The 22,965-nt window shown below is 69.1% G+C and carries 21 protein-coding genes and 1 pseudogene; 11 read left to right on the top strand and 11 right to left on the bottom strand.

Annotated features, from left to right (window positions below):
* Positions 1 to 39 precede the first annotated feature (39 nt).
* Both E9228_RS04295 and E9228_RS04290 read right to left on the bottom strand, forming a co-directional pair.
* Complete coding sequence (locus E9228_RS04295) at positions 40 to 879, bottom strand: ABC transporter permease (protein ID WP_166779301.1); 840 nt, start codon at positions 877 to 879, stop codon at positions 40 to 42.
* On the bottom strand, positions 876 to 1,718 hold the full coding sequence (locus tag E9228_RS04290) for an ABC transporter ATP-binding protein (RefSeq protein WP_166779300.1): 843 nt from the start codon (positions 1,716 to 1,718) through the stop codon (positions 876 to 878). Before E9228_RS04290 ends, E9228_RS04295 begins: the two co-directional genes overlap by 4 nt.
* Before the next feature lie 178 nt (positions 1,719 to 1,896).
* Here E9228_RS04290 and E9228_RS04285 point away from each other — a divergent pair, with 178 nt between their 5' ends.
* Genes E9228_RS04285 through E9228_RS04270 form a run of 4 tightly spaced genes read left to right on the top strand, consistent with a single transcriptional unit; the run spans position 1,897 to position 6,191 of the window.
* Positions 1,897 to 2,265, top strand: coding sequence for a lactococcin 972 family bacteriocin (locus tag E9228_RS04285; RefSeq protein ID WP_166779299.1), 369 nt, complete (start codon positions 1,897 to 1,899; stop codon positions 2,263 to 2,265).
* The gene (locus E9228_RS04280; protein WP_166779298.1) at positions 2,262 to 4,181 is read left to right on the top strand and encodes a hypothetical protein; all 1,920 of its coding nucleotides are present in this window, start codon (positions 2,262 to 2,264) and stop codon (positions 4,179 to 4,181) included. The genes E9228_RS04285 and E9228_RS04280 overlap by 4 nt, the downstream gene beginning before the upstream one ends.
* Entirely contained in the window at positions 4,178 to 4,849 is a 672-nt protein-coding gene (locus E9228_RS04275; protein ID WP_166779297.1) for an ABC transporter ATP-binding protein, read from the top strand. The genes E9228_RS04280 and E9228_RS04275 overlap by 4 nt, the downstream gene beginning before the upstream one ends.
* A gap of 52 nt (positions 4,850 to 4,901) precedes the next feature.
* Positions 4,902 to 6,191, top strand: coding sequence for an exonuclease domain-containing protein (locus E9228_RS04270; protein WP_166779296.1), 1,290 nt, complete (start codon positions 4,902 to 4,904; stop codon positions 6,189 to 6,191).
* 11 nt (positions 6,192 to 6,202) lie between these two features.
* On the opposite strand, the gene E9228_RS16925 is transcribed toward E9228_RS04270, so the two are convergent.
* Together E9228_RS16925 and E9228_RS04260 are read right to left on the bottom strand one after the other, a co-directional pair.
* Complete coding sequence (locus E9228_RS16925; RefSeq protein WP_166779295.1) at positions 6,203 to 8,827, bottom strand: SNF2-related protein; 2,625 nt, start codon at positions 8,825 to 8,827, stop codon at positions 6,203 to 6,205.
* A gap of 116 nt (positions 8,828 to 8,943) precedes the next feature.
* Positions 8,944 to 11,088: a nuclease-related domain-containing DEAD/DEAH box helicase gene (locus E9228_RS04260; RefSeq protein WP_166779294.1), complete on the bottom strand. Its 2,145-nt coding sequence runs from the start codon at positions 11,086 to 11,088 to the stop codon at positions 8,944 to 8,946.
* A gap of 310 nt (positions 11,089 to 11,398) precedes the next feature.
* On the opposite strand from E9228_RS04260, the gene E9228_RS04255 reads away from it, so the two are divergent.
* From E9228_RS04255 to E9228_RS04245, 3 genes and pseudogenes are all read left to right on the top strand, one after another.
* A complete protein-coding gene (locus E9228_RS04255; protein ID WP_166779293.1) occupies positions 11,399 to 12,217 on the top strand; it encodes a hypothetical protein in 819 nt (272 codons plus the stop codon).
* Positions 12,218 to 12,338: 121 nt separating this feature from the next.
* Positions 12,339 to 12,656 (top strand): annotated as a pseudogene (locus E9228_RS04250) (nucleotide pyrophosphohydrolase); the annotation flags it as partial.
* Positions 12,646 to 14,367, top strand: coding sequence for a DUF2075 domain-containing protein (locus tag E9228_RS04245; protein WP_166779291.1), 1,722 nt, complete (start codon positions 12,646 to 12,648; stop codon positions 14,365 to 14,367). The pseudogene E9228_RS04250 and the gene E9228_RS04245, both read left to right, overlap by 11 nt.
* Positions 14,368 to 14,537: 170 nt before the next feature.
* Here E9228_RS04245 and E9228_RS04240 read toward each other — a convergent pair whose 3' ends face one another.
* Positions 14,538 to 15,098 (bottom strand): NUDIX hydrolase, encoded by a 561-nt coding sequence (locus tag E9228_RS04240; protein WP_252727546.1) that lies wholly within the window; start codon positions 15,096 to 15,098, stop codon positions 14,538 to 14,540.
* A 177-nt stretch (positions 15,099 to 15,275) separates the two neighbouring features.
* On the opposite strand from E9228_RS04240, the gene E9228_RS04235 reads away from it, so the two are divergent.
* On the top strand, positions 15,276 to 16,223 hold the full coding sequence (locus E9228_RS04235) for an ADP-ribosylglycohydrolase family protein (protein ID WP_166779289.1): 948 nt from the start codon (positions 15,276 to 15,278) through the stop codon (positions 16,221 to 16,223).
* 64 nt (positions 16,224 to 16,287) lie between these two features.
* On the opposite strand, the gene E9228_RS04230 is transcribed toward E9228_RS04235, so the two are convergent.
* Both E9228_RS04230 and E9228_RS04225 read right to left on the bottom strand, forming a co-directional pair.
* Positions 16,288 to 16,767, bottom strand: a complete 480-nt coding sequence (locus E9228_RS04230) for a DUF4395 domain-containing protein (protein ID WP_166779288.1) — start codon at positions 16,765 to 16,767, stop codon at positions 16,288 to 16,290.
* A complete protein-coding gene (locus tag E9228_RS04225; protein WP_166779287.1) occupies positions 16,764 to 17,228 on the bottom strand; it encodes a thioredoxin family protein in 465 nt (154 codons plus the stop codon). The genes E9228_RS04230 and E9228_RS04225 overlap by 4 nt, the downstream gene beginning before the upstream one ends.
* A gap of 504 nt (positions 17,229 to 17,732) precedes the next feature.
* On the opposite strand from E9228_RS04225, the gene E9228_RS04220 reads away from it, so the two are divergent.
* From E9228_RS04220 to E9228_RS04210, 3 genes are all read left to right on the top strand, one after another.
* Positions 17,733 to 18,212, top strand: coding sequence for a hypothetical protein (locus E9228_RS04220; protein ID WP_166779286.1), 480 nt, complete (start codon positions 17,733 to 17,735; stop codon positions 18,210 to 18,212).
* A 322-nt stretch (positions 18,213 to 18,534) separates the two neighbouring features.
* Positions 18,535 to 19,596: a hypothetical protein gene (locus E9228_RS04215; protein WP_166779285.1), complete on the top strand. Its 1,062-nt coding sequence runs from the start codon at positions 18,535 to 18,537 to the stop codon at positions 19,594 to 19,596.
* A 93-nt stretch (positions 19,597 to 19,689) separates the two neighbouring features.
* Positions 19,690 to 19,908: a DUF1653 domain-containing protein gene (locus tag E9228_RS04210; protein ID WP_166779284.1), complete on the top strand. Its 219-nt coding sequence runs from the start codon at positions 19,690 to 19,692 to the stop codon at positions 19,906 to 19,908.
* Positions 19,909 to 19,928: 20 nt separating this feature from the next.
* Here the strand turns inward: E9228_RS04210 and E9228_RS04205 are convergent, their stop codons facing one another.
* Genes E9228_RS04205 through E9228_RS04190 form a run of 4 tightly spaced genes read right to left on the bottom strand, consistent with a single transcriptional unit; the run spans position 19,929 to position 22,952 of the window.
* Positions 19,929 to 20,297: a hypothetical protein gene (locus E9228_RS04205; RefSeq protein ID WP_166779283.1), complete on the bottom strand. Its 369-nt coding sequence runs from the start codon at positions 20,295 to 20,297 to the stop codon at positions 19,929 to 19,931.
* Positions 20,298 to 20,335: 38 nt separating this feature from the next.
* Positions 20,336 to 20,893 (bottom strand): hypothetical protein, encoded by a 558-nt coding sequence (locus tag E9228_RS04200; RefSeq protein ID WP_166779282.1) that lies wholly within the window; start codon positions 20,891 to 20,893, stop codon positions 20,336 to 20,338.
* Positions 20,894 to 20,916: 23 nt separating this feature from the next.
* The gene (locus E9228_RS04195; protein ID WP_166779281.1) at positions 20,917 to 22,209 is read right to left on the bottom strand and encodes a DUF7224 domain-containing protein; all 1,293 of its coding nucleotides are present in this window, start codon (positions 22,207 to 22,209) and stop codon (positions 20,917 to 20,919) included.
* The gene (locus tag E9228_RS04190; protein WP_166779280.1) at positions 22,209 to 22,952 is read right to left on the bottom strand and encodes an ATP-binding cassette domain-containing protein; all 744 of its coding nucleotides are present in this window, start codon (positions 22,950 to 22,952) and stop codon (positions 22,209 to 22,211) included. Before E9228_RS04190 ends, E9228_RS04195 begins: the two co-directional genes overlap by 1 nt.
* Between the last annotated feature and the right edge of the window lie 13 nt (positions 22,953 to 22,965).

Genomic DNA, 22,965 nt, shown 5'->3' with positions numbered 1-22,965 from the left:
AGTTCTCCACAGGCCGTACCCCACGAGGCGACATCGGCGTCAGCCGTCCTCGCGGTTCCAGCGGAACGTGAGGCGGCAGGCCACCAGACCGAGGACCAGCCACCCTGCCAGGACGAGCGCTCCGAGACCGAGGTGCCACGAGCCTCCCGGCTCGCCCGCCTCGAACGCACCGGGCAGGAAGACGGAGCGCATGCCGGACGCCATCCACCGCAGCGGGAAGACGGACGCGACGTCCTGCAACCACGTCGGCAGCTGCATGAAGGGCAGGTAGACGCCGGAGATGAACTGCAGGACCAGCACGATCGGGACGATCGTCGCGGTGGCACGGCGCCCCTCGCGGGGCAGGGCCGAGATCGCGATGCCGAGCACGCTGCTCGTCGCGATGCCCAGGAGGAACACGCCGGTGAACGTGCCCCAGCGGCTCGGGTCCGTCGGGAGTGTCACCCCGAACAGGAGGCTCGCCACCGCCAGCAGGATCGCCGTCTGCACCAGCGTGGTCACCAGGACCATGCCGATCTTGCCGACGAAGTACGACATCACGGGGAGCGGCGTGCCGCCGAGACGCTTCAGCGTGCCGTCGCTGCGCTCACCGGCGATGTCGACGCCGAGCGCCTGCGTGCCGGAGAGCAGGATGCCCGTCGCGACGAGCCCGGGCAGGTAGTAGGTGGCGTAGTCGACGCTCGCCGGGCCCGCCTGGATGGCGTCGGCGCTCGCGAAGGCCACCGAGAACAGCGCCAGCATGACGACGGGGAACAGGAACGTGAAGAAGACGGCGTCGGGGGCGCGGAAGTACGAACGGACCTCGTACCGGATGCGGGCAGTGGCGATGCGGGCCGTGCCGATGGATGCAGTGCTCGTGCGTGCGGTGCTGGTGCTCATGCGTCGGCCCCCACCATCTCGAGGTAGACGTCCTCGAGGGACGGGCGGATGACCTCCAGGTCGTGCATCGGCGTGGCCGTGCTCCGGACCAGGCCGTGCGGGTCGGTCGTGCGTTCCTCGTGCCGGAGCCCGTCGTCGTCCCGCCACCGGACCCGGGGTGTCCGGGCCTCCCTGCCGCCGAGCTCGTCGATCGGGGCGAGCGCGCGGAGCTCACCGTTCGCGATCACCGCCGCCCGGTCGGCCAGGTGCGCCGCCTCGTCCAGGTAGTGGGTCGTCAGCAGGATCGTCGTGCCCTCGCGCTTGATGCCGTTGACCAGGTCCCAGAACTGGCGTCGGGCCTCCGGGTCGAAGCCCGTCGTCGGCTCGTCGAGGAACAGCACCTCTGGGTACCCGATCACACCGAGGGCCACGTCGACGCGACGCCGCTGCCCACCGGACAGACGGCTGATGCGGGTGTTGCGCTGCGCCTCCAGGCCGGTGGCGGCGAGGAGCTCCTCGGTGCCGCGGGAGCGGGGGTAGAAGGTGCCGAAGTGGTTGAGCTGCTCGGCGACCGTGACGTTCGGCGCCTCGGCGCTGGTCTGCAGGACGATGCCGACCCGGGCCTTGTGCGCCCGGGGGGCGCGTGCCGGGTCGGTTCCGAGGACGCGGACGTCGCCGGAGGTGCGGGAGCGGAAGCCCTCGAGGACCTCCACCGTCGTCGACTTGCCGGCGCCGTTCGGCCCGAGCAGGGCGACCGTCTCGCCGCGGGCGATGGTGAGGGAGAGGTCGGACACAGCGGTGTGGCCGCTGGCGTAGCGCTTGGTGAGGTGCTGGACCTCGATGGCGGGGGTGTCGGGCATGCCTCCAGCCTGACGGGCGGTCGACGCCAGGGGATCGGGGGAGCGGGTGGAGACGGGGTCCTCCGATCGGAGGATGTGGTTGTTGGATCCGGAATATGCAGAACTTCCGATACTGCGTTCCGGTCGGTACCGTTCCCGCGTGGCCGGGGGCCGGTCACGGACAGAGAGGGACACCACCATGCAGAGGAACGTCATCGCCACCATCGCCGCAGCTGCGCTGCTCACCGTCGGGTGGAGCGCCAGCTCAGCGGCGGCATCCGAACCGAGCGACGCGGTCGGAGTGGTGCGCGAGGGTGGGGCGTCAGCGGACCGGAGCCCCGCGACGCGGAACGGCTCGGCTGTGGTCGGCGGTGGGTCGTGGTCGTACGGCGTCTGGAGCGGCGAAGTGCACTCCGTGTACGTGCACGATCGGTCGACGCATCGTGCGTCGGTGCGGTCGTCCGGCATCACGACCCGCTCCGACTGGGTGCCGCCGACGAAGGTCGCCTACGCGCACCGGAAGAAGGCGGTGTCGGGGAACCAGTCCTTCTGGGCCACACGCGGATGAGGAACTTCGCGGCCGCCACCGTGCTCGCGGTGGCGGCCGCGGTCCTCGCCGCCGGGATGTTCGTGGTCGGTGTGGTCGGCGACGTCGAAGCGCTCGGACTCCTCAGCGCAGGGACCACCATCGAGCTCACCGACATGCCGGCCACGCGAACGGGCGCGACGCAGACAGCGACGCTTCGGCGCTTGGCCCAGGAGCGTGGAGTGGCGCTGGCAGTGCTCGTTCCGGATCGCGGAGGACGCGCTGACACCTGGAACGCCTACACCTTCACCGGGACGCCGACTACTCCGGTGTTCCGCGGGAGCATGTCCACCGCACCGATCGGTGACGGCGGCGAACTCCGTCTGATCGCGATGTACTCGGTCGGCGGTCCTGCGCCTGCCGTCACGGACTTCCTCGATGGGCTCGATCGAGCCGGGTACCGGTACGAGGACGTGACGCCCCACGCCCTCGAGGCGCTCGCCGCGTCGCTCGAGCAACCGGAGTGGTCCGCCGCGATGCTCGCTGTCGCACTCGGGGTCCTCGTCGCGCTCGTCGCGGAGTCTCGCCGCCGTGCGGCGCGGCAGCGGTTGCGAGTGACCTCGGGATGGTCGCGCCGAGCCGTGGCAGCACGGGAGGCCCAGGAGGTCGCGGGGCTCGTCGGCGTGTTCGCGGCCCTCGTCGTCGGATGCATCTTCGCGGTCCTGGCCGGACACGGTGCGACCTGGCCGCTCCTGCGGTTCACGACGGTCGAGGTCATCGCCGTGGTGGCTCCCACATGCGTCTTGCTCGTGGGGGTCCACGCCACACTCGCGTTCCTGACGTGTCGAAAGCTCCGCTCCGGCAGCGTCGTCCGATGGCCGATGGTCCTTGTGGCAGCAGCCGGCATCGCCCTGGTCGTCCTCGGCACGGTCGATCTGGACAGGGCCTCACAGCGGCGGACGATGTCCGAGTCGCTGGAACGAACGCTCGTCCGGGAGGCAGCACACGGCGACGACGTCGTCCTCGGGACGAGCTCCACCGAGTACGACCAGGACGTCGCGTTCGGCCGGATCGCGCTCGGCCCGCTGCTGGACGGAACGGCGAGCATGGCGCGAGTGTCGTTCGTCGACCACTTCACCCTGGCCGGTGATGCGGCGTCCGCGCTCGATCGGTACACGGACCAGATCGCCGAAGGGCACGGCGCATCGGTGCTGCTCGTCCCGAGCGCACTCGGCACGAGTCGGGACGCGCTCCGGGCAGCAACCGAAGCAGACCTCGCGGAGAGCTGGAACGTGCAGGGCGCGGAACCTCCGCGTGAACCGAGCATCCGCGCGGTCGTGGTGCCGTCGACTGCGTCGATCGCCCGCTCCGTCCTCGACTGGACGTCCGCGGTGGAGCCCGACCTGCCGACGTGGCCCGAAGTACCGGTGCTGGTGGTTCCCGATCCGACGGACATCGCGACGAACCGTCTCGGAACAGCGGTCGCGAACGGCGAAGTCCGCTTCAGCGACCGGGCAGCGCTCGAACGTGCCGTGCACCGCGCCGGCCTCGACGACGTCGTCCTGCAGTACCGACGCGTGGGAGCGACGGTGGAAGGCCGACTCGCAGCCCTCCGGGGCGAGCGAGTGATCGCGGAGGCCGCGTTGATGCTCACCGGGATCGCCGTCGTCTTCGCGGGACTCACGCTCACCGCCGATCACCGTGTCCGGACGCGACGAGCGGCCAGGTTGCGATTCCTGACCGGCCGACATTGGTTCGTGCACCATTGGCGGTTCGTCGTCGCCGCTGCCGTGAGCGCCGGCGGCGCCACAGCGGCGACGCAGGTGCTGCTCCACCCCAGGGACGGGCACGTGCTCTCGGGCGCCACCGTCACGCCGATCGCGGTGGCGCTGGCCACCGCGGCGTTGCTCACGGTGTTGCTCGCCGTCACTGCACACCGAGGAGAGGACCAGCGATGAAGGAAGAAGCCGTGCTCCTTGCTGACGGGCTCGGGCACGACATCAGCTCGCGGACGTTGTGGAACGAACTCACCATCACTGCCGAACCCTCCGCCGCGATCGCCGTTCGCGGCGTCTCCGGGCAGGGCAAGACGACCCTGCTGCGGTGCCTCGGTGGGCTGGAACGCCCGACCCGGGGGAGTGTGCACGTCCTCGGGACCGACGTCCATGCAACCGGAAAGCATCATCAGCGCCGTCTGCGCCGTGACGTCATCGGGTTCGTCACGCAGGACCACGCGGTGGTTCCCGAATGGTCGGTCCAGCAGAACCTCCGTGTCGTCCACCCTCGCGGGATCACCCGCCAGGAACTCGATCTGCGGATCGCTGCTGCGCTCGAGGTCATCGGGCTCGGCGGCCAGCAACGGACGCGCGCGGGACTGCTCAGCGGCGGCGAGCAGCAACGCGTCGCGGTCGCCCGGGTCCTGGTCCAACAGCCGCGGGTGGTGCTGGCAGACGAGCCGACAGCGTCGCTCGACGAGGTCAGCGCCGACCGGGTGCGAGACGGTCTGGATCTCATCCGGCACTGCGGTGGCGCGGTCGTCGTGGCGACGCACGATCCGGAACTGCTCGCCTGGTGCGAGACGGAGGTCGACCTGTCGGGCACGCGCCCCTCGAACAGGTGCTCGTAGCCTGACCCGATCACGATGAGGATGGTGGAGCGCCGGCGCAGAGTCCGTCGGGGTGCGGAGGGAACTCGGGATGCACAACGGGTACGCGGTGATCGACCTCGAGACGACGGGCCTCGCCCCCTCGTACGGACACCGGATCATCGAGATCGGCATCGTCCACGTCACGCCCGACGGCGACGTCGAGCGGACCTTCGAGACCGTCGTCAACCCCCAGCGCGACCTGGGCCCCGTCCACATCCACCGCCTGCGCGGCGCCGACATGACCGGCGCCCCGACCTTCGCGGACATCGCCGGCGACCTGGTCGACAAGCTGCGCGGCCGGGTCGTCGTCGCCCACAACGCCTCGTTCGAAGCACGGTTCCTGCACGCCGAGTTCGAGCGCCTGGGGCACCGGTCGCCGTTCAAGCAGGCGAGCACCGCACTCTGCACGATGCGGCTGGCGCAGGAGTTCCTGCCCGGTTCCGGTCGGAAGCTCGCCGACTGCTGCAGCGCGTACGACATCGAACTCGTCGACGCGCACGAGGCCCTCGCGGACGCCCGAGCCACCGCGAGCCTGCTCGGCGCGTACATCGGGTCCTCCCGGCAGGATCCCCGCTGGACCACCTGGGGGACGCGAGCCACGGAATTGCGGTGGCCGGGCCTCCCGTCCGGAACCGCCCCGTGGACCGCACGCCGCCGCTCGGCCGGCACCGTGGACCGCACCCGCGTGGACGTCGCGACGGACCGTCTGCCCGCCGTCGACGGCGGTGCCGAGGCGACGCTCTACGCGGCCGTCCTCGACCGCGCACTGTCGGACGACCTGCTCACCGCGAGCGACGCCGACCAGCTCGCGTCGTTCGGGCGCGAGTTCGGACTGCGCGAGCCGGTGCGGGCCGACCTGCACCGGCGCTACTTCGCCGACCTGGTCGAAGCCGTCTGGGCCGGCGGCGTCCTCACGATCCAGGACCACATCCAGCTCGAACGCGTCGCACGGCTGCTCGGCGTCACGGACGACGAGCTAGAACACGCGGTCCACAGCCGCCAGCCCGCGCGGATGGGCGCGCGGTCGTTCTCCGCAGCGACGCAGGCTGCGCCTGCACCCGTCGCGGAGGAGCCCGCGATCGACCTGGGCGAGGGCAGCATCGTCACGCTGACCGGGGAGATGCGACGGAGCCGGACCGAGATCGAGGCGGAACTGGCCCGGCTCGGCATCCGGTCCGCGCCGAATGTCACGAAGAAGACGGCCGTCCTCATCGCGGCCGACGTCGACAGCCTGTCCGGCAAGGCGCGGAAGGCCCGTCAGTACGGCATCCCGATCATCGAGGAGGACGTCCTGGAGGCAGCGCTCGCCGCAGCCAGGTAGGGCTCAGCCCGTCAGACGGCCGGTTCCGGCGTCACGGCTCCGGCGGCTCGCTCGTCCGCCAGCCGCGCTCGCTCGTCGGCGAGCACCTGCGCGATGAGCTGCGACTCGGAGATGTCGACCGCCTGCACCGATGCCTTCGCCGTGTCGCTGACGGCCGCGAAGTCCGCGAACAAGCGGGTCTTCCGCGCGAGCATCCGGACGAGGGCTGCGTCCACGCCGTCTTCGGACAACAGCCGGTGTACCTGCACGACGTCGAGCTGCCCCATCCGTCGGGCGCGAGCGATCGCCTGCCACTCCGTCGTCGGCTTGAGCTGCGGCTCGCAGATCACCACGACCGACGCGGCCTGGATGTTCAGGCCGACGCCCCCGGCGATGATCTGCGCGACCAACACCGCTCCCGGGGCCGCGGCGGAGAACTCGTCGATCATGTCCTGCCGCCCGGAGGGCGACGTGGAACCGCTCAACGGACCGAAGACGGTGCCGTCGACGGAGGCGAGCACCGCCTCCAGGACGGCGCGGTAGTGGGAGAAGACGATGGTCTTGCGGCCGGTGGAGCGTGCCTCGGCGATGACGTCGCGGAGCGCGGCGATCTTGCTCGAGGCGGGGCCGTCGAGCATCGCGAGCTGCCGCATCGTGTGGAAGCTCTCGGTGTCGACCGCGGTGGCGTAGCGCTCCGCCTCGGCGGGGGTGAGGTCGGTCCACTCCTCGACCTCCACGAGTTCGGGGAGCTCGGTGAGGACGTCCTCCTGGCTGCGGCGGAGGTACACCGGTGCGATCTGCTTACGGAACGCCAGCGGGTCGTCGTCCTGGTCGACCATCAGGTCCGGGCGGATGTGGTCGATGAGGACCCGGAACTCCTCGACCTTGTTCTCGAGCGGGGTGCCGGACATGAGCAGGGCCCGGTCCGAGCGTTCCAGGATCGCGCGGGTGTGCTTCGTACGCTTCGCGTCGGGGTTCTTGACGTAGTGCGCCTCGTCGACGATGACCGCGGCGAACCGCTGCTCCTCGGGCACGTGCGCACGGAACCACTCGAGCGTATCGAACGTCGTCACGGCGACCCCGCCGTCACGCAGCCAGCCGCTGATCCCACGTAGCCGCTCGGTGCCGTGGATGCGGAACGCCGGCACCGACGTGTGCTTCTCGGCCTCGCGCAGCCAGTTCGCCACCACCGCGGCCGGGCACACGACCACGAAGCGGGGCATCCCCTCGGTCGCGGTGGCGGCCACGTGCGCGATCGCCGCGAGTGCCTCCACCGTCTTGCCGAGACCCATCTCGTCGCCGATCACGACCCGCTCCTGCACGAGCGCGAACGCCGCACCGAAGCGCTGGTACCCGCGGAGCGACGCGGACAGGAGGGACGTGTCCAGGTGGAACTGCTCGATCTGCTCGATCAGGCCCTCGGGCAGCGACCCGCGGCCGGCCGTCGTCGAGTCGGTGAGCCCGACCTCGTCGAGGAGGGCGAAGTAGCTGGCCGGACGGTCGAGGAAGTCGCTCCAGTCGTCCGTCGTCGCGATCCGGTCGCGGTCGCCCGCTGCGCGGACCGCACGCTGGCGGGCGTCGTCGACGTCCGCCTCGATCCGCTCGACCGCACCCTCGGCCGGGTTGAACGACCCGGAGGCGCGCGCGCCTGGCTGGTGCACGATGCCCAGGATCGCCCGCTGCGCGACCGCGTCCGCCAGGGGAGCGAGTTCGTCGACGAGGACGGCGGCACGGGGGCCGCCGCCGTTCTTCGCGGCCTCCCACTGTCGGAGCGCTGACACCAGCGCCACGCTCGCGGTGTCCTGCCGGCGAGCGTCGATCTGGATGGCGGCGTCCTCGCGGGCAGCGTCCTGCATCGACCGGGCAGCGGCGTTGATGCGCGCAGCCGTCGTCTCGCCGATGCCGGGCAGGTGACCGGCGACGATCGGAGCCCGCAGGAGCTCGCCGACGGTCTGGATGCCGGCGTCCCGGACCGCGCCGAGGCGGAGCTGGTCGCGGGTGACCTCGCGGAGCCGGTCGATGTCCATCGTGTTCAACTCGCGCCGGGCCGCGACGTCCCGAACACGGTGGCCGACGTCGAGGACGCGCGCACGGGCCTCCTGTTCGGTCTCGACCACCGAACGGAGCGTGGCGATCGTCGTCGGGAGGTGCGCCATCGGGGCGAGGTCGATCAGTGCGACCGGGCCGAGGTGTGCGGTCGCGGTGAGGAGCGGGCCCTCGGTGTCGAGGAGTGCGTCGAGCGTGGCGTCGGGGCGGGGGAAGTGGCGGGTGTCGATCGCCTTCAGCGCGGTGAGGGCGCCGTTGTCGAGCCACGCGAGGGTGTTCGTCAGGTACTGCTCGGCGCGGGCTGCTGCCTCGCGACGCTCGCGGCCGGCGAAGATGCCGGCGATGCCTGACGCGGAGTCCTCGTCGGCGAGGGCTGCGGGGACGTCCTTCGTCAGGACGGTGAGGACGTCCTCGGCGGCGCGGTCTGCGTGGGGGAGTGCGGCGGCGTGCTGCATCGCGGCCGCGAGGGTCGTGTCGGTGGGGCGAAGAGGGAGGACGGAGCAGGAGAGAGCCGGGCCGGTGATGGTCAGGCGGCGGGTGAGGAGGTCGTCCTTCGCTGATGCGGCTGCGTCCTGGATGGAGGCGCGGTGATGGCGGACCTCGGTGGCCACGTCCGACAGTGTCTGTAGGCGGTCACGGAGTGCTCGGTCGACCATTGGTGCCCCTTTGGGTCGTTGATTCATCGTGGCATGGCGGAGATCTGCGTCAGACGTTCACGACACGACATTCAGCCGGCGGCGGAGCCGACCTTGCCCAGAGCGCCCACCCACAGCCCGTCGCGCGCCCGGGTCATGCCGACGTAGAGCTCGCGCCGGTCGAGCTCCCGACGCTCACGATCGGCGACGGACTCGGTCTGCGGAGCGTCGGCGAGGAGCTTCGCCGGCACGTGCGGCAGGAGCACCTGCTTGAACTCGAGGCCCTTCGCCCGCTTGATGGTGCCGACACGGATCTGGTCGGAGCTCTTGCCCGCATAGTTCTTGAGCGACACCGACGCCACACCGGCGGTGTCGAGGAGCGCCCGGACCTTGTCCGCCTGCGGGTTCGTCGCGGTGAGGATCCCGACATCGCCGCGACCGGTCCCCACGAGTCGGAGGACCTGTTCGACGCGTGCGAGCAGCGCCGCGTCGTGATCATCTCGATTCGTGAAGTGGTGCAGGTCGGGTTCCTCGCCCGATCGGGTGATGTCGGAGACCGCGTCACCGACGCCATCGACGCCCTCGATGTCGACGAACTGGTCGTCGGCCACCATCTGCTTGGCGAAGTCGAGGATCTCGGCGGTGTTCCGGTGGTTGACATCGAGCACGACGCCGCGCCCGGCGAGGCTGATGCCGACCTCGCCAAGGGTGTAGCCGCCGGGGTAGATCGTCTGCTGGCCGTCGCCGATCAGGGTGAGCCCGTCGGGCCGATCGCCGACGAGCGCATGCAGCAGCGACACCATGGCGCAGGACAGGTCCTGGGCCTCGTCGACGATCACCGCGTCGTAACGGTCGAGTGGGATCTCGCGCACGGCATCGCGAGCGAGCAGCACCGTGTCCTCGAAGTCGCACACGCCACGTTGCCGCAGGTTGGCCGTGTATCCCTCGTAGAGGTCCCAGACCGCGTGGCGCACGTCGACGGGCAGCGCGTGCTTCCGGCCGACGCGAGCCAGGTCGGCGTACTCGTCGAAGTGCGTCAGTCCCCGGCCCTTGACCACGTACGCGATCTCGTCTTCCCAGTAGCGGCGCGTGAAGCGCGGCGCCTTCAGCGGACTGGAGGCGCTGATCACGTTCCACGCGTCGGAGAAGGCGCGCTGTGCTTCTAGGGTGTCGACGCGGAAGGTGACTCCGCGTTCCTTGAGGAGGCGGCTCGCGAAGGCGTGGACGTTGACGAAGTCGACGCGGCCGACCATGTCGGGCGCGAGCCGCTCGAGCAGTGACTTGAGCACCGCGGGGAGGGTTCGGATGTAGGTGGTGAACAGGACGCGGCCGCCGGTGGCGCGCGCGAGGTAAACGGCGCGGTGCAGGCCGACCACGGTCTTGCCGGTACCAGCGGCGCCGCGGATGCGAGCTGGTCCGTTGAAGTTGCGCCGGACGAGCCTCGCCTGAGCGGGGTCGAGGAAGGCCATCCAGTCCTCAATCGGCGCTTCGAGGACGCCGTCGAGGAGGTGGTCGACGATCTCGTCGTCGAGAGTGTCGACGTGCAGGTCAGGATCCGGGTGCATCTCGGGGTGATCGGAGAGCCCCAGTCCCGTCGATCTCGGGAGCACTGTTTGGGAGACCACGATCTGCGGAGGTCGGAGCGTGTCACTCGTGATCACCGGGAAGTGCTCGAGGACTGAACGAAGTACTGCGTCGACACTGGTGGCGGAGAGCCGAGCCTTGGGCCTGGTGATGTGAGCGATCAGGTCCCGGGTTCCGACGATGTCGACCGATGCGACGTTGGCCTGCACGTACCGCTGACCCGCGAGGGCAACGACTGCGTGGACCTCGCCAGGAGCGAGCCCGATTTCAGCGAGTGCCTTCTCCGTGTTCCAGGCCAAATCGGCGAGGTTGGCGACGCCGTCGGTCACGTCCTCCTGCCCGCGTGTGATCCGACCGTCGTGCACGGCGACCTCCCGCCAGGCCTTCGTGTCGACGATGAAGACGCCGCTCGGACCGACGACGACCATGTCGACCTGCGCCGTCGGGCTGCCCGGCCACCGACGATCGGCGATGAGGTGGTAGCCGATGGCCGCGAGCGGGGCCAGTAGAGCCGCCGTCTCGCTCTCGGTGCGGTGGGCTACCTCGAATCTGCCGGCTCGGGCCTCCGCTTCGTCGGCCTGGCGCCGGAGCTCGCGCGCGTGCCCGCGCTGGCGCTGTGCCTCAACTGCTGCTGAGTCGCCGGCGATCGTCATCGTGTTGCCCCCTGGGTGACGGTTCGCGTGCCGGTCCCGAGACACGCGTGTTGAACCATCCTCGGGGTTCCGGGAACAGCTTTCGATCACCCGTTGTGGGGGTCGTGCTGCAGCGGGTGCCCACGCGGTCAGCAGCTAGCATCTCGATCGTTTGGCTAACAGGTGTGAGGGGAATGTCGTGCGAGTCTTCTGGGTGAACCAAGGGCAGACGTTCGATCAGGAACGCCGAGCACGCGTTCTGTGGGCTCCGAAACGCTCCCGGCCGAGCGAAGACGGACGGCCCGGACGTCCCCAGTCGCACTGGGAACGAATGCTCGAAGCACAGCCAGGCGATATCGTCCTGCACTACTCCGGGGGCGAGGTCCGCGCGTGGAGCAGCGTGCTCGAATCTGCCTATGACGGCGCCCCGTCGTTCGAGGATCCAACGACGCGGTGGTCCTCTGACGGTCGGGTTCTGCGCGTCGACATCGAGGTTCTCGATGTTCCGATCGCCCGCGACGAGATCCCGTTCGACCTCCGCGTGTCCGAGGACTCGACACGATGGCCGTTCCGGACGGACGGTGCGCTGAAACAGTCCTACCTGCACGAAGTAGACGGCGCACTCGCGGAATGGCTTCTCGACCGGACGGGTCTCAGCAACGACGTAGCGCAGAACCGCTCCTGGCCACGTGACCGCGACACCCGACCTGAGCTGCCCTACTCGGGTGACCGCCCGGTGGTGTCGTACCAACGCGGCGAACAGTCGAGTTTGCGTCGGGCGCTGTTCGGCCACCGCCTCGTCGACGTTTGCGCGTTGTGCGGCCGGGAGCTCCCCGTCGCGATGCTGATCGCCGCGCACATCAAGCGCCGGGCGGACACCTCGAACGCCGAGCGACGTCGGACCGACAACGTGATGCCGGCATGCGTGCTGGGCTGTGACGACCTGTTCGAACTCGGGTACGTGACCGTCTCGAAGACCGGCATCATCGAAGCCGGCCCCCGCCGACATCCGATGACGTCTGCGCTGGAGCGTGTGGTCGACGGGCTACTCGGCAGGACCTGCTCCTTTTGGGACGAGTCGCGGGAACGGTACTTCGCTCATCACCGTAGGTTCCAACGCGGAGAGGTCGATCGGTACGAGCTGTCCTGACCCGGGGTCACGAGTCGGACCGGCGACACATCGGTAACGACCGAGGGCGAGCGTGACTGCCAGGTAGGTCGACAGCGGACGGAGAGTCGGACCGCGAACGTCGCAGTGCTAGCGTTCCGACATGGGGTTCGAGGAACTGCAGGACGAGCTTCGGGCTTACGTCGCCGAACGCGAATGGGCCCAATTCCATACGAGGGAGAACCTCGCGAAGAGCATCTCGATCGAAGCTGCGGAACTCCTCGAGTGCTTCCAGTGGCGGGCCGACGGAGATGATGCACGAGTCCGCGGTGAGCTGGCGGACGTGCTGACGTACTGCTTCCTCTTGGCCGACCGGATCGGCTCGTCACCAATAGAGCTCATCCGGGAAAAGCTGACCGTGACGAAGGACAAGTATCCGATCGAGCGAGCGCGTGGCCGGAGCACGAAGTATGACCAGCTTTTACATCGAGAAGCTCCCATTCACTTCGCAGCACCTGCGAAATTGGCGCGAGGACGATCGGCGCTTCATCAACTGGCCGGTCGTCTACGTCCTCGATGACGGCAGGCGTGTCTACGTCGGCGAGACGCTGAACATTGCCGCGCGGATGCGGCAGCACCTCGAGTCGCCGGAACGCCGCACGCTCAAGGTGGTTCGACTCGTCCTCGACGACACCTTCAACAAATCGGTGTGCCTGGATCTCGAATCGAAGCTAATCGCACTGCTGGCCGCCGACGGCAAGTACACGGTACTGAACAGCAACAAGGGCATAGTCGACGCTGACTACTACGACCGGCCGAGGTACCGCGAGAACTTCAAGGAGATCTTCGACGCCCTCCGCGAGCAACAGGTCTTCACCCGCAGCCTGCCCGAGATCGAGAATCGCGAGCTCTTCAAGCTGTCCCCGTTCAAGGCTCTGAACCGCGACCAGGCGATCGCGATGGAGGACATCCTCGAAGGCCTGTTCGACGACTGGGAAGACGAGGCCGCGGCCCCGATCGTCGTCCAAGGAGATCCCGGAACGGGCAAGACCATCGTGGCGGTCTACTTGCTCAAGATGCTCCGGGATATCGCCGAGGGCAACGGGCTCGACGACCCGGAGGGCGATGCGCTCTTCTCAGACTTCTTCACTGAGGACAACCACCGCCGGCTGCGTGCCGCGCGAGTCGGTCTCGTTGTCCCGCAGCAAGCGTTACGGGCGTCGCTCAAGCGCGTGTTCGCCAAGACGCCCGGGCTCGATCGGACGATGGTGCTCACGCCGTTCGAGGTCGGGAAGAGCAACGAGCCGTGGGATCTGCTCGTCATCGATGAATCGCACCGTCTCAACCATCGAGCCAACCAGGCCTCCGGCATGCAGAACAAGAGCTTCGGCGAGATCAATGAGAAGTTGTTCGGCGCTGACGCGGACCACCTCACGCAGGCCGATTGGATTCGGAAGCAGAGCCGGCACCAGATATTCTTGATCGACTCGGACCAGAGTGTGCGTCCGGCTGATTTGCCCCAGCAGACACAGGGGGAGCTCATCGCCGAGGCCGGTCGCTCGCACCGCCACTACCGTCTCTTCACGCAGATGCGGGTGCAGGGGGGAAAGGATTACGTGGCCTTCGTCCGAGCGCTTGTGGGCGGGGTGTTTCGCGAGCGTGAGAACTTCGGTGACTACGATCTCAGACTTTTCGACGACCTCGGCGAGATGCACGAAGCGATTCGGGCGAAGGACGCAGAAGTCGGACTCTCCCGTCTGGTGGCGGGGTACGCATGGAAGTGGAAGAGCAAGGACGACCCGGAGACGCACGACATCGAGATTGACGGGCAGCGCTTGCAGTGGAACCGGACGCAGACCGACTGGATCACCTCGACGGGAGCTCTCGAGCAAGTCGGGTCCATACACACTGTGCAGGGGTATGACCTCAACTTCGCAGGGGTGATCATCGGGCCCGACCTGCGGTTTGACGAAGCGACGCAGCGGATCGTCTTCGACCGCTCGAACTACTTCGACAAGAAGGGCATGGAGAACAATCCTCGGCTCGGGATCGCGTACTCCGATGACGACGTCCTCCGGTTCGTCACGAACGTGTACTCGGTGCTGCTCACGCGAGGCGTACTCGGAACATATGTGTACGTGGTCGACCGAGCACTGCGAGAGCGCTTGCGAAGGGCGATTCACCCACGCTGACCTCGCCTGCAGGAACGGGGCGGGACGAAGTCGGTGCAGCCGCTTCCTCGGGCCCGAACCACTCGCCATCATTCGGCTATCAGCACCCGGGCATGCACGTCTACCGCTACGCGGGACGTCACGAACGCAAAGGCAGGGGCGCGACGACGAGCGCCGCGTCACTGCCGCACTCAACCCCGCCGATACAACCCCGCCGGCTTCCCCGGCCCCTCCGCTCGCTTCCCCTCGGCTACGACGAGTCGCCCCACCATCGCCCTCCGGAACGTGTCCGGCTGCAACTCCACACCGAGCACCACTTCGTGCAACCGCCGCAGCTCCGTCATCGTGAACGGCTCCGCGAGCAGCCCGTGCGGGTCCGGCCGCTCCCGATGGTCTTCCCGCAACTGTGCCACCGCGTACTCGAGGATGTCGTCGTGCGCGTGCACCATCGCCCCCGCTGCCGCGACGGGCGCCAGGTGCGCCCGCCCGGAGTCGATCGACAGGGAGGCCGCGGGCACGACGTCGAGGTGCGCCACCGACAGCACCCAACCCCGCGAGTCCCGCGCCGGATCATCGAAGACGTGCAGCTGCCGCGGCGCGAGCCCCTCGACGCCGGCCTTCTCGCGCAGGGACCGCAGAACCGAGTCTGCGAGGCGTTCCCCCTCGTGCACGAACGTCCCTGGCAGTCGCCAGTCACCATCGACGGCATCGCGGACCTGCAGCACCGAAAGCTCGCCGTCGACGACGGTCATGACCGCGGTGTCGACCGCCACGGAGGGGTGCGGGTAATCCGCCAGGCGCTTGCCGCTCGGGTCGCGGTACTCGGTGTCAGCCACGAGCAGGAGTTTACGCGCACTTGCGTTAATCACCTGGCCGGTGCAAGATCGGGTTAGCGCGGAACTGCGCTAACTCGATCCGGAGGTCTCGCCATGACCGAGCACACCTCGATCCTCGACCGCGCCGTCGGCGCCGTCGTCGGCTCCGCTGCCGGCGACGCCCTCGGCGCCGGCTACGAGTTCGGCCCGCCCGTCCCGGAACCGACGCCGATCCTGATGCAGGGTGGCGGCTCGTTCGGGTGGCGACCAGGGGAGTGGACGGACGACACGAGCATGGCCGTGCCGATCCTCCAGGCCGTCGCTCGAGGTGGCGACCCGGCTGCGGAAGCCACCCTCGACGGCTTGGTCGCCGCCTGGGCGAAGTGGGCGCTGGACGCACCCGACGTCGGCATCCAGACCCGACGCGTCCTGTCCGGACTGGAGGCGCGGACCGCCGCCGCCAGCCGGCTCGCTGCCCGGCGGGTGCACGAGTCGACCGGCCGGTCGGCCGGCAACGGGTCGCTGATGCGGACGGTGCCGTTGGTCCTCGCGTACCTGCGTGGGGACGACGGTGAGGAGGAGCGGCTCGCCTCGGCGGCCCGCGCCGTCAGCGACCTGACCCACCACGAAGCGGACGCGGGGGACGCGTGCGTGCTGTGGTGCGTCGCGATCCGGCACGCGGTGCTGCACGGCGAACTCGACGTCCTGCGGGGGCTGGACTTGCTCGCACCGGCGGCTCGACGGACGTGGACGGAGCGACTCGTCGCAGCGGAACACGCGGAACCGGTGGCCTTCACCGCGACGAACGGGTGGGTCGTGTCGGCGCTGCAGGCGGCCTACGCGGCGGTGCGCTCGTCGACCTCGCTCGAGGACGCCCTCGTCCGCGCGGTCCGGTCGGGCAACGACACCGACACGGTCGCGGCGATCGCTGGCGGCCTCGCCGGAGCGCTGTACGGGGCGGCGGCGCTGCCGGAGGAATGGCGAGCCGTGCTGCATGGGTGGCCGGAGCTGCGAGCGGACGACCTCGTGGCGATGTCGGAGCAGGCGGTCGGCGGGCGCTGACCTGTGGCACCGGGGTCGGCGTCGGAAGCTGCCGTGGGGGGAGTTTCCGACGCCGGACCCGGTGCTACGCGACGCTGCTGCGACCGCGGAAGACGCCGACGCGCACGAGCCAGACGTACATCAGGCACCCGATGCAGACGTCGAACGCCGCGTTGAGGAACGCGGCGACCAGGGCGACGGCGGCGCCGACCGGGGCGGCGTAGGGGACGCCGATCAGCGCCAGGACGAGTGCGACACCGGTCACGACGAGACCGACGCGCTGGGCGAAGGTCGGGGGTTCGGGCGCCTCCAGTTCGGCGGGCGGGCCGATCCGGGGGCGCACCAGGCGGCGGAACACGGCGCCGTACGGGTGGCGGGCGATGCCGGCCAGGCCGCCCCAGGCGAAGAGCGCGGCGATGACGGCGAGCAGGACGATGCCGATCGTCCGCGTGCCGTCGTTCAAAGTGAGAACGATGTCGAGCGCGAGCAGGACCGTCGTGATCGCGGCGCCGAAGCGGGGCGAACGCGGGTCGAGACCTCGGGAGGGCGCGGGGCTGGTGGTCATGGGTGCTCCTCAGTGAGGACGGCGTCGAGCGCGGCGATGAGTTCGGGCTGGCGGGGCGGTCCACCGAAGCGGGCACGGACGGTCTGCGCTCCGTCCACGAGGAGCACGGTCGGGGTCTGCATCACGTCGAAGCGACGGGCGAGCTCCGGGCGTTCGGCGAGGTCGATCTCGAGCCGGCGGACACGGACCGGACCTTCGGCCGTCGTCGACTTCGACGCGGCGACCGCGTCGAGTTGCCGCGCCGTGGCGGGGCAGCGTGCGCACGTGGGCGTCGAGAACTGGAGGAGCGTGGCGGCGGTGCCGAACGCCTCCCGGTCGGCGAGGTCGCCAACTGTCGTCGCACCGCTGACGCCGGAGGCGACCACTCGTGCTCGGCCGGTGCGGCTGCGGAGCAGCAGGCCGAGGACCGTCGCGACGGCGAGGACGCCGACGACGATCGCGAGTGAGAGGGCGACGGTCATGGTCTGGACACTACGTCGCCCGGCCCGCCGAACCCAAGGGTGTTGAGTCCCGTGACGAAGGCAGTGTCGACAGACGCGGTAGCCCTCGAAGGTGTCATGAACTGTTCGAAATCACCTCGTAACGTGATGTTGATACATCAAATGGTAGGTGCGGCCAGGTTGGAGGCATGAACAACAACGCGATGAAGCACAGTCTCCGGTTCCGACTCGCCCTGACCCTCGCCGTTGGGTTGGTGGCTGCCGGAGTCCCATGGGTCGAGCCGGCAGGTCAGGCTCAAGCGACTCCGGCGCCGGTCCATCCAGCGGCAAGCGACCAGATCACGATCGACCGGTGGTCCTACGTCTGGCAACGCTGGGACGGGACCAACTACTCATCGCAAGCCACGTGCCTCGCCCGCGGACGTACCGTCATGAAGCACTACCGTGACGTCAAGGCGATCTCCTGCCGGAAGCCTTGCGGACGTTGGTGGCTCTACACGTACCGAGAGCAGTGGGTGTGATGACGTGGCGCTGATGCGTGCGGACGTGTTCCTCGTGCGCCGAGCCGGCATCGTCGTGGCTGAGCCCACGGGTGGGGCCGACCGATACCTCCTGTCTCCGGATCCGCAGCGTTGGTGGGCTGACGTCGATCCTCAAGTGACCGCTGTGGCTGCAGACGATCGCCATACGGTCGAGGTCGAGGTGGTCGAGGCGTTCCCAGAACACGGGAGGATCGGGCGAGTCGTCCGGAGCCTCGGCCGAGCAGCGCCTCCTGCCGCCTCCGAACGCATCCGTTCGTTCGACATCGACGAGGTGTTCGACTGCCTCGATCGAGTCCCGGACGCCTGGCTGCCCTACGAAGTACGCGTCGCTGAAGTGCCGGGGGCAGGGCTGGATGCCTTCGTGGGCACGCTGCTCCCGGTATCGACGCACGAGATCCGCGAGGTGCTGGGGACGAGGTGGCGTGACGTGGTCCGGGTGGAGCCGTGGCTCATGCCGAGCTGAGCAGCAGGAGCAGGTGCAGGCCGCGCTCCCTGCGGCTCCGCACTCCGCCGACTGCTCGGAGTGGTTCAGATCACGGCGACGCTGGTGACGCAGGCTGGGTCGGACGTCTGTAGCTCACCGACGACAGTGGTGCGGCTCCTTGGCGGATCAAGCAGGCAAGGCGACGATGCCGACGCCGAGGAGCAACGCGGACACTGTGCACCCAGATCGGCGACGTGCTGGACGACAGGATCGCGGCGAAGAAGCCGACCTCAAGGGATCCGACTACGACGCACAGGATCAGGGTCGAGATGGACCATGACCGGCTCAGTACCAGCTGCGGGTGTCGGTGGCCATCACGACGATCGTTCCCATGTCTCCTTCGGCGCTGAGTCCGGCTGTTGCATTCTTCGATAGCCCCTCCAACGCGGTCAACATCTTGATGGTCCCGCTTTCGCTGTGGGCGCTGACCATCTACTTCGTGGTCATGCTCACATTCGCCGGATCGTCTGGTCGCGCACTCGGCTGGCTTGAACGTCGTTACCTTGCGGAGACACCTCCATCCGCTGCAGTGAGCTCAAGACCTTGGCCGAGATTTGTTGTGCGCAACCTGGCTCTCGCCCGAGCAAGTGCCTCACTCCAACGACGACTTCTCACAGCGGTCTGGTCCTCCGCGGTGCTCGCGACCCTTGGCGACCTCTACTTCACCGGGTACCTGTTCTCGATCCTGCGGGATGTCGACGCCGTGCCGTTCGCGGCGGTCTCACTTCTCCTCGTGTCGTGCTCACCTCTGCTCGCCACGTTGCGATTCTCTCGGTGGATATGGCGAAGCCGGGCGAGCACTGAGTGGCAGGTTGCGCTGGCCGGGTCCCGGTTGGAGCGAGACGTTCAGCGCTCCAACAATCAGGACATCGCAGCGCGACGGAGTGCAGCGGTCGAGGCGGTGCTGGTCGCGCGATTCCGTGCCGATAGATTCTCTCGTCGGCCGGTAGCAGAGCAGCAGCTCTGGCTCTCCCGCCTGCAACCTGCCGTTCGTGACCGCGCTGCGATGGCGACTCAGGACCACGGAGCCGACAGCGACTGGCGAGCCTGGTCGACGCGTTGGCTTGACCTGGTGGCCGTGGCGTTCAACCCGACGACGGTAAGTCGTCCGGTACCTGAGTTGCAGGCGATGGTGATTCCGGACCACCGGACGACTGAGCAAATCGCTCTTCGGGTCGCCCACTGGTCGACACTTGCTCTGGGTGCCCTCGGAATCGTGCTCCTCCTTTTGGCGGATCACCCAGTCGACCTCGATGGTCTCTGGTCGAGTTGGGACACTGCGACAGGCAGAGTTTCCGCTCTCATCACTCTTCTCGGTGGCGCGGTGACCCTCATCAGCGTTGGTCGGTCGGGTTCACGCTGACGCCGCCAGGTTGTCGGCCACCGCTACCCGCTCTCATCTGCGAGGTGAGGAGCTGCGTGACGCCGGGGCCTCCGCGTCAATAGCATCGGGAGGATGAGCGACGACGTGACCCCAGGGCGGTACCGGCACTTCAAGGGCGGTGAGTACCAGGTGGTGCTCATGGCGAAGGACGTCGAGACCGAGGAGCCGGTTGTCGTCTACCAAGCGCTGTACGGCGAACACGGGCACTGGGTGCGAACGCTCGCGGACTTCACCGCGCACGTCTCGCGTGACGGGTACGACGGATCGAGGTTCGTCCGCCTGGAGTCGTGAGGCGGCGCGGCAGACTCAGCTCAGAGCGCGGTGCGAGCTTCTTCGATCGCCGCGATGAGCCCCGGGACGCCCCACACCGCGAAGCGCCCGTACACACCGCTCCGCAGTTCGACCCGGAGCTGGCGTGACAGCCCCCGTGAGACATCACTGAGCGAAGTGATCTCGCCGAGGGGGAAGCCGAACTGCGGGCGGACGCGGTTCACCGCGTGCGCCTCGAAGAAGAGCGCGGTCGGGGTGAGGACGAGCTTGCCGCCGATGCCCTCTGTGCCCTTCCGCCCCGGCACGAGCAGGCCCAGCTCGGCGGCCACGGACTGGTCCTTCGCGCCGTGGTCGACGAGCAGGTTCGCGTTCTTCCGCAGCAGTTCCGTGTCGGTGCCCCCGGGTCCCATGCGGCCACGGTACGGCAAGGGAGGGATCGTGCACGTCGTCACCGGTCGCCGAGGAGCCGACGCCCGGTGAGGACCGCAGCTGCGGTGACCGCGACCAGTGTCGGCAGCCAGTACGCAGGGTCGGTGTCCGTGGTGACGACACCGGCCCAGAGCGCCGGGTGCCCCGGTGTTCCTCGACCGAACAACGCTGCGACGAACAGGTAGACGACGCCCGGCACTGCCTGGTGTCGCTCGCCCGAGCACGCTCGCGCGAGGAGTGTCAGGCCGACGAACAGGCCGGTGTTCCTGACCGTCGCCAAGGCGACGGAAGGGTCGGCGCCGGCCACGATCAGGATCATCGAGACCACTCCGACCAGCAGGACGACGAGGGCGATGCAGCCGACCTGCAGGAGGTCGGTACGACGGACCGCGGCGGGCGAGGGGGCCCGTTCGAGACAGGTGCTCGTCACGATCGTGAGCAGCAGGGGCAGGACCGCGGCAACGGGGATCGAGGCGAATGGTGTGGTGCCCCCGAACGACGGGAACAGCAGGGAGAACGATCCCGAGGCGGTCGACAGGAGCGTGAGCACGATCGCCGACGTCAGGACGAACGGCACTCGGTGGACCCGGATCCACCACCTCATGCGGACGGCACCGCGACCCGGGAAGCGGCACAGTCCGGCAGCCGGTCGAGGGTCGCGGTGACCCATCGCAGCTGTGCCGAGTCCGTCGCGCTCCGGAGCCGACGAATCGCACCCGGCGTCGTGAGCTCCACCGCCGGGTCCACGTCCCGCGCCTCGACGATCCCCGAGGATGCGACACCGATCAGCCACGCATCCACGAGCGCGGCGTCTTCGAGTCGCTCGTCGTAGTCCTGCTCCGACCCGCAGTAGGGCGCGATGTCCCCGGGGAGCAGAGCCGTCGTCAGGCTGTGGACGATGTCGGCGTTCGACATCTCGACCTGGATGACGACGTGCAACGTCGAGCGCGTGGACGGTGCGTTGCTCGTCCGGATCGTCGCGGGGAGCCCGATCCCGGCAGCCTCGAGGTTGTCCACCGCCCGGCGGAGGACGGGTTCCGGGTCAGAGCGCTGGATCTGTTCCGGGAACAAGCAGATCGTCGGGCGGCTACCGGAACACGACGCCTGAGAGGCAGGGCGCTCGAGGACCGGACTCGCACCGAGGCCTGATCCCGCCAGAAGGGACACGGTCGTCGTGACGGCGAGGAGCGTGACCCCGGACGCGACCCCGTGCCGCCTCAGCCGCGAACCGGCGGCGCGATCGGCCACCGCCACCAGGAGCAGTGCCGCCCCGCCGACCGCACTGAAGCCGAGGGCGATGGCCGGAGCGCGGTCGTCCAGCACGGTCTCGACCGAGCAGCAGTCGGAGATCGTCAACCCGGCGAGGTAGCGGAGTGGGAAGTAGTCCACTGCCCACGTGAAGCCCAGCCACGAGTACGAGACGAGCAGCGCGACCGGCAGTCCGGCGACCGGCGGCAGCCAGCGGCCGGAGACGAAGCCGACGGCTGCGTGGAAGAAGACGATCGCGACGTACGCCGAGAGCACGAAGGGGGCCGGGCCTCCCGGCGAGCCCCACGACCGCGCGCCGGAGATCGCGACCCCGACGAGTTGCAGGACGACACCAGCCGCGAGCGGGGGCCAGAGGAGCTGCACGAGGACCTCGGTTGCCGGTCGGCCGCTGGTCCGCACCGCCAGGTGGAGGGCGCGGTGTCGCCTGCCCTCCCATGCTCCGGCCACCGCGGCGGCGGCGCAGGAGAAGATGAGGAAGATCGCTGCGGCCGCGCCCGCGGCGGGCCAGTACCCGACGACCGTCGTCTCGGATCCGAACTGCACGCTGTACCCGACGATCCCTGCCAGCCCGGGCAGGAGCGACCAGATCGCTGCGCGGCTCCGCCAGGGGATGAGCGGGCGCATCAGTCGTCCTCGCCGACGAGGTGCGTGTACGCGGCGGCGACGGCGGAAGCCGGTCCGAGGTCGTCGAAGGGGCGGGTGAAGTCGCCGACCGTGCCTGCGAACGGCACGCGGCCGTCGACCAGGACCGTCACATGGTCGACGGTGGTGGCCACGTCCTCGGTCTGGTGCGTCGAGACGAGGACGGAGACGTCGTCCGGGAGGCTCTGGAGCAGTTGGGTGAACCGGTTGCGTTGCGCGGGATCCAGCCCGGCAGTCGGCTCGTCGAGCAGGATCCAGGACGCTCCGGAGACCAGCGCGCTGGCGACGCCGAGGCGTCGCATCTGCCCACCCGAGAGCGTCGAGGCTCGCTGATCGGCTCGTGTCAGCAAGTCGACGGAGGTGAGGGCTCCGACTGCTCGGGACCAGGCGTCGGAGCGGTTGAGTCCCTTGAGCCAGCCGAAGTAGGCGACGTGCTCGCGCACCGTGAGACCCGGTACGGCGACGCTCTGCTGGGGGAGCCAACTGACGGCTTGGCGGTAGCGGCGGCGATTGCCCCGTGCGGTGGGCGAGCCGACCGGATCGACGCTGATCCGCCCGCTCGAGGGACGCAGCGCATCGGCGACGAGCGCCAGGAGTGTGGACTTCCCGGCGCCGTTCGGCCCGAGGAGGACTGACCTGCCCGGAGGGATCTCGAGTGCGAGCCCGGTGAAGAGCGGTGGTCTCCGCGGATGGGCGAAGCAGAGGTCGCGCACGGTGATGGTCATGATCCCCCGATCT

This window comes from Curtobacterium salicis (assembly GCF_011759505.1).
Classification (GTDB): domain Bacteria; phylum Actinomycetota; class Actinomycetes; order Actinomycetales; family Microbacteriaceae; genus Curtobacterium; species Curtobacterium salicis.
This window is presented reverse-complemented; position numbering and strand designations above follow the sequence as displayed.

Excerpts from the sequence above, each read along its gene's own strand:
- E9228_RS04245 (WP_166779291.1), top strand. The coding sequence starts at position 12,646 with ATGACCAGCTTTTACATCGAGAAGCTCCCATTCACTTCGCAGCACCTG.
- E9228_RS04280 (WP_166779298.1), top strand. The coding sequence starts at position 2,262 with ATGAGGAACTTCGCGGCCGCCACCGTGCTCGCGGTGGCGGCCGCGGTC.
- E9228_RS04205 (WP_166779283.1), bottom strand. The coding sequence starts at position 20,297 with ATGGGACCCGGGGGCACCGACACGGAACTGCTGCGGAAGAACGCGAAC.
- E9228_RS04235 (WP_166779289.1), top strand. The coding sequence starts at position 15,276 with ATGACCGAGCACACCTCGATCCTCGACCGCGCCGTCGGCGCCGTCGTC.
- E9228_RS04195 (WP_166779281.1), bottom strand. The coding sequence starts at position 22,209 with ATGCGCCCGCTCATCCCCTGGCGGAGCCGCGCAGCGATCTGGTCGCTC.
- E9228_RS04290 (WP_166779300.1), bottom strand. The coding sequence starts at position 1,718 with ATGCCCGACACCCCCGCCATCGAGGTCCAGCACCTCACCAAGCGCTAC.
- E9228_RS04275 (WP_166779297.1), top strand. The coding sequence starts at position 4,178 with ATGAAGGAAGAAGCCGTGCTCCTTGCTGACGGGCTCGGGCACGACATC.
- E9228_RS04295 (WP_166779301.1), bottom strand. The coding sequence starts at position 879 with ATGAGCACCAGCACCGCACGCACGAGCACTGCATCCATCGGCACGGCC.
- E9228_RS04210 (WP_166779284.1), top strand. The coding sequence starts at position 19,690 with ATGAGCGACGACGTGACCCCAGGGCGGTACCGGCACTTCAAGGGCGGT.
- E9228_RS04190 (WP_166779280.1), bottom strand. The coding sequence starts at position 22,952 with ATGACCATCACCGTGCGCGACCTCTGCTTCGCCCATCCGCGGAGACCA.
- E9228_RS04230 (WP_166779288.1), bottom strand. The coding sequence starts at position 16,767 with ATGACCACCAGCCCCGCGCCCTCCCGAGGTCTCGACCCGCGTTCGCCC.
- E9228_RS04225 (WP_166779287.1), bottom strand. The coding sequence starts at position 17,228 with ATGACCGTCGCCCTCTCACTCGCGATCGTCGTCGGCGTCCTCGCCGTC.
- E9228_RS04255 (WP_166779293.1), top strand. The coding sequence starts at position 11,399 with ATGCTCGAAGCACAGCCAGGCGATATCGTCCTGCACTACTCCGGGGGC.
- E9228_RS04240 (WP_252727546.1), bottom strand. The coding sequence starts at position 15,098 with ATGACCGTCGTCGACGGCGAGCTTTCGGTGCTGCAGGTCCGCGATGCC.
- E9228_RS04260 (WP_166779294.1), bottom strand. The coding sequence starts at position 11,088 with ATGACGATCGCCGGCGACTCAGCAGCAGTTGAGGCACAGCGCCAGCGC.
- E9228_RS04285 (WP_166779299.1), top strand. The coding sequence starts at position 1,897 with ATGCAGAGGAACGTCATCGCCACCATCGCCGCAGCTGCGCTGCTCACC.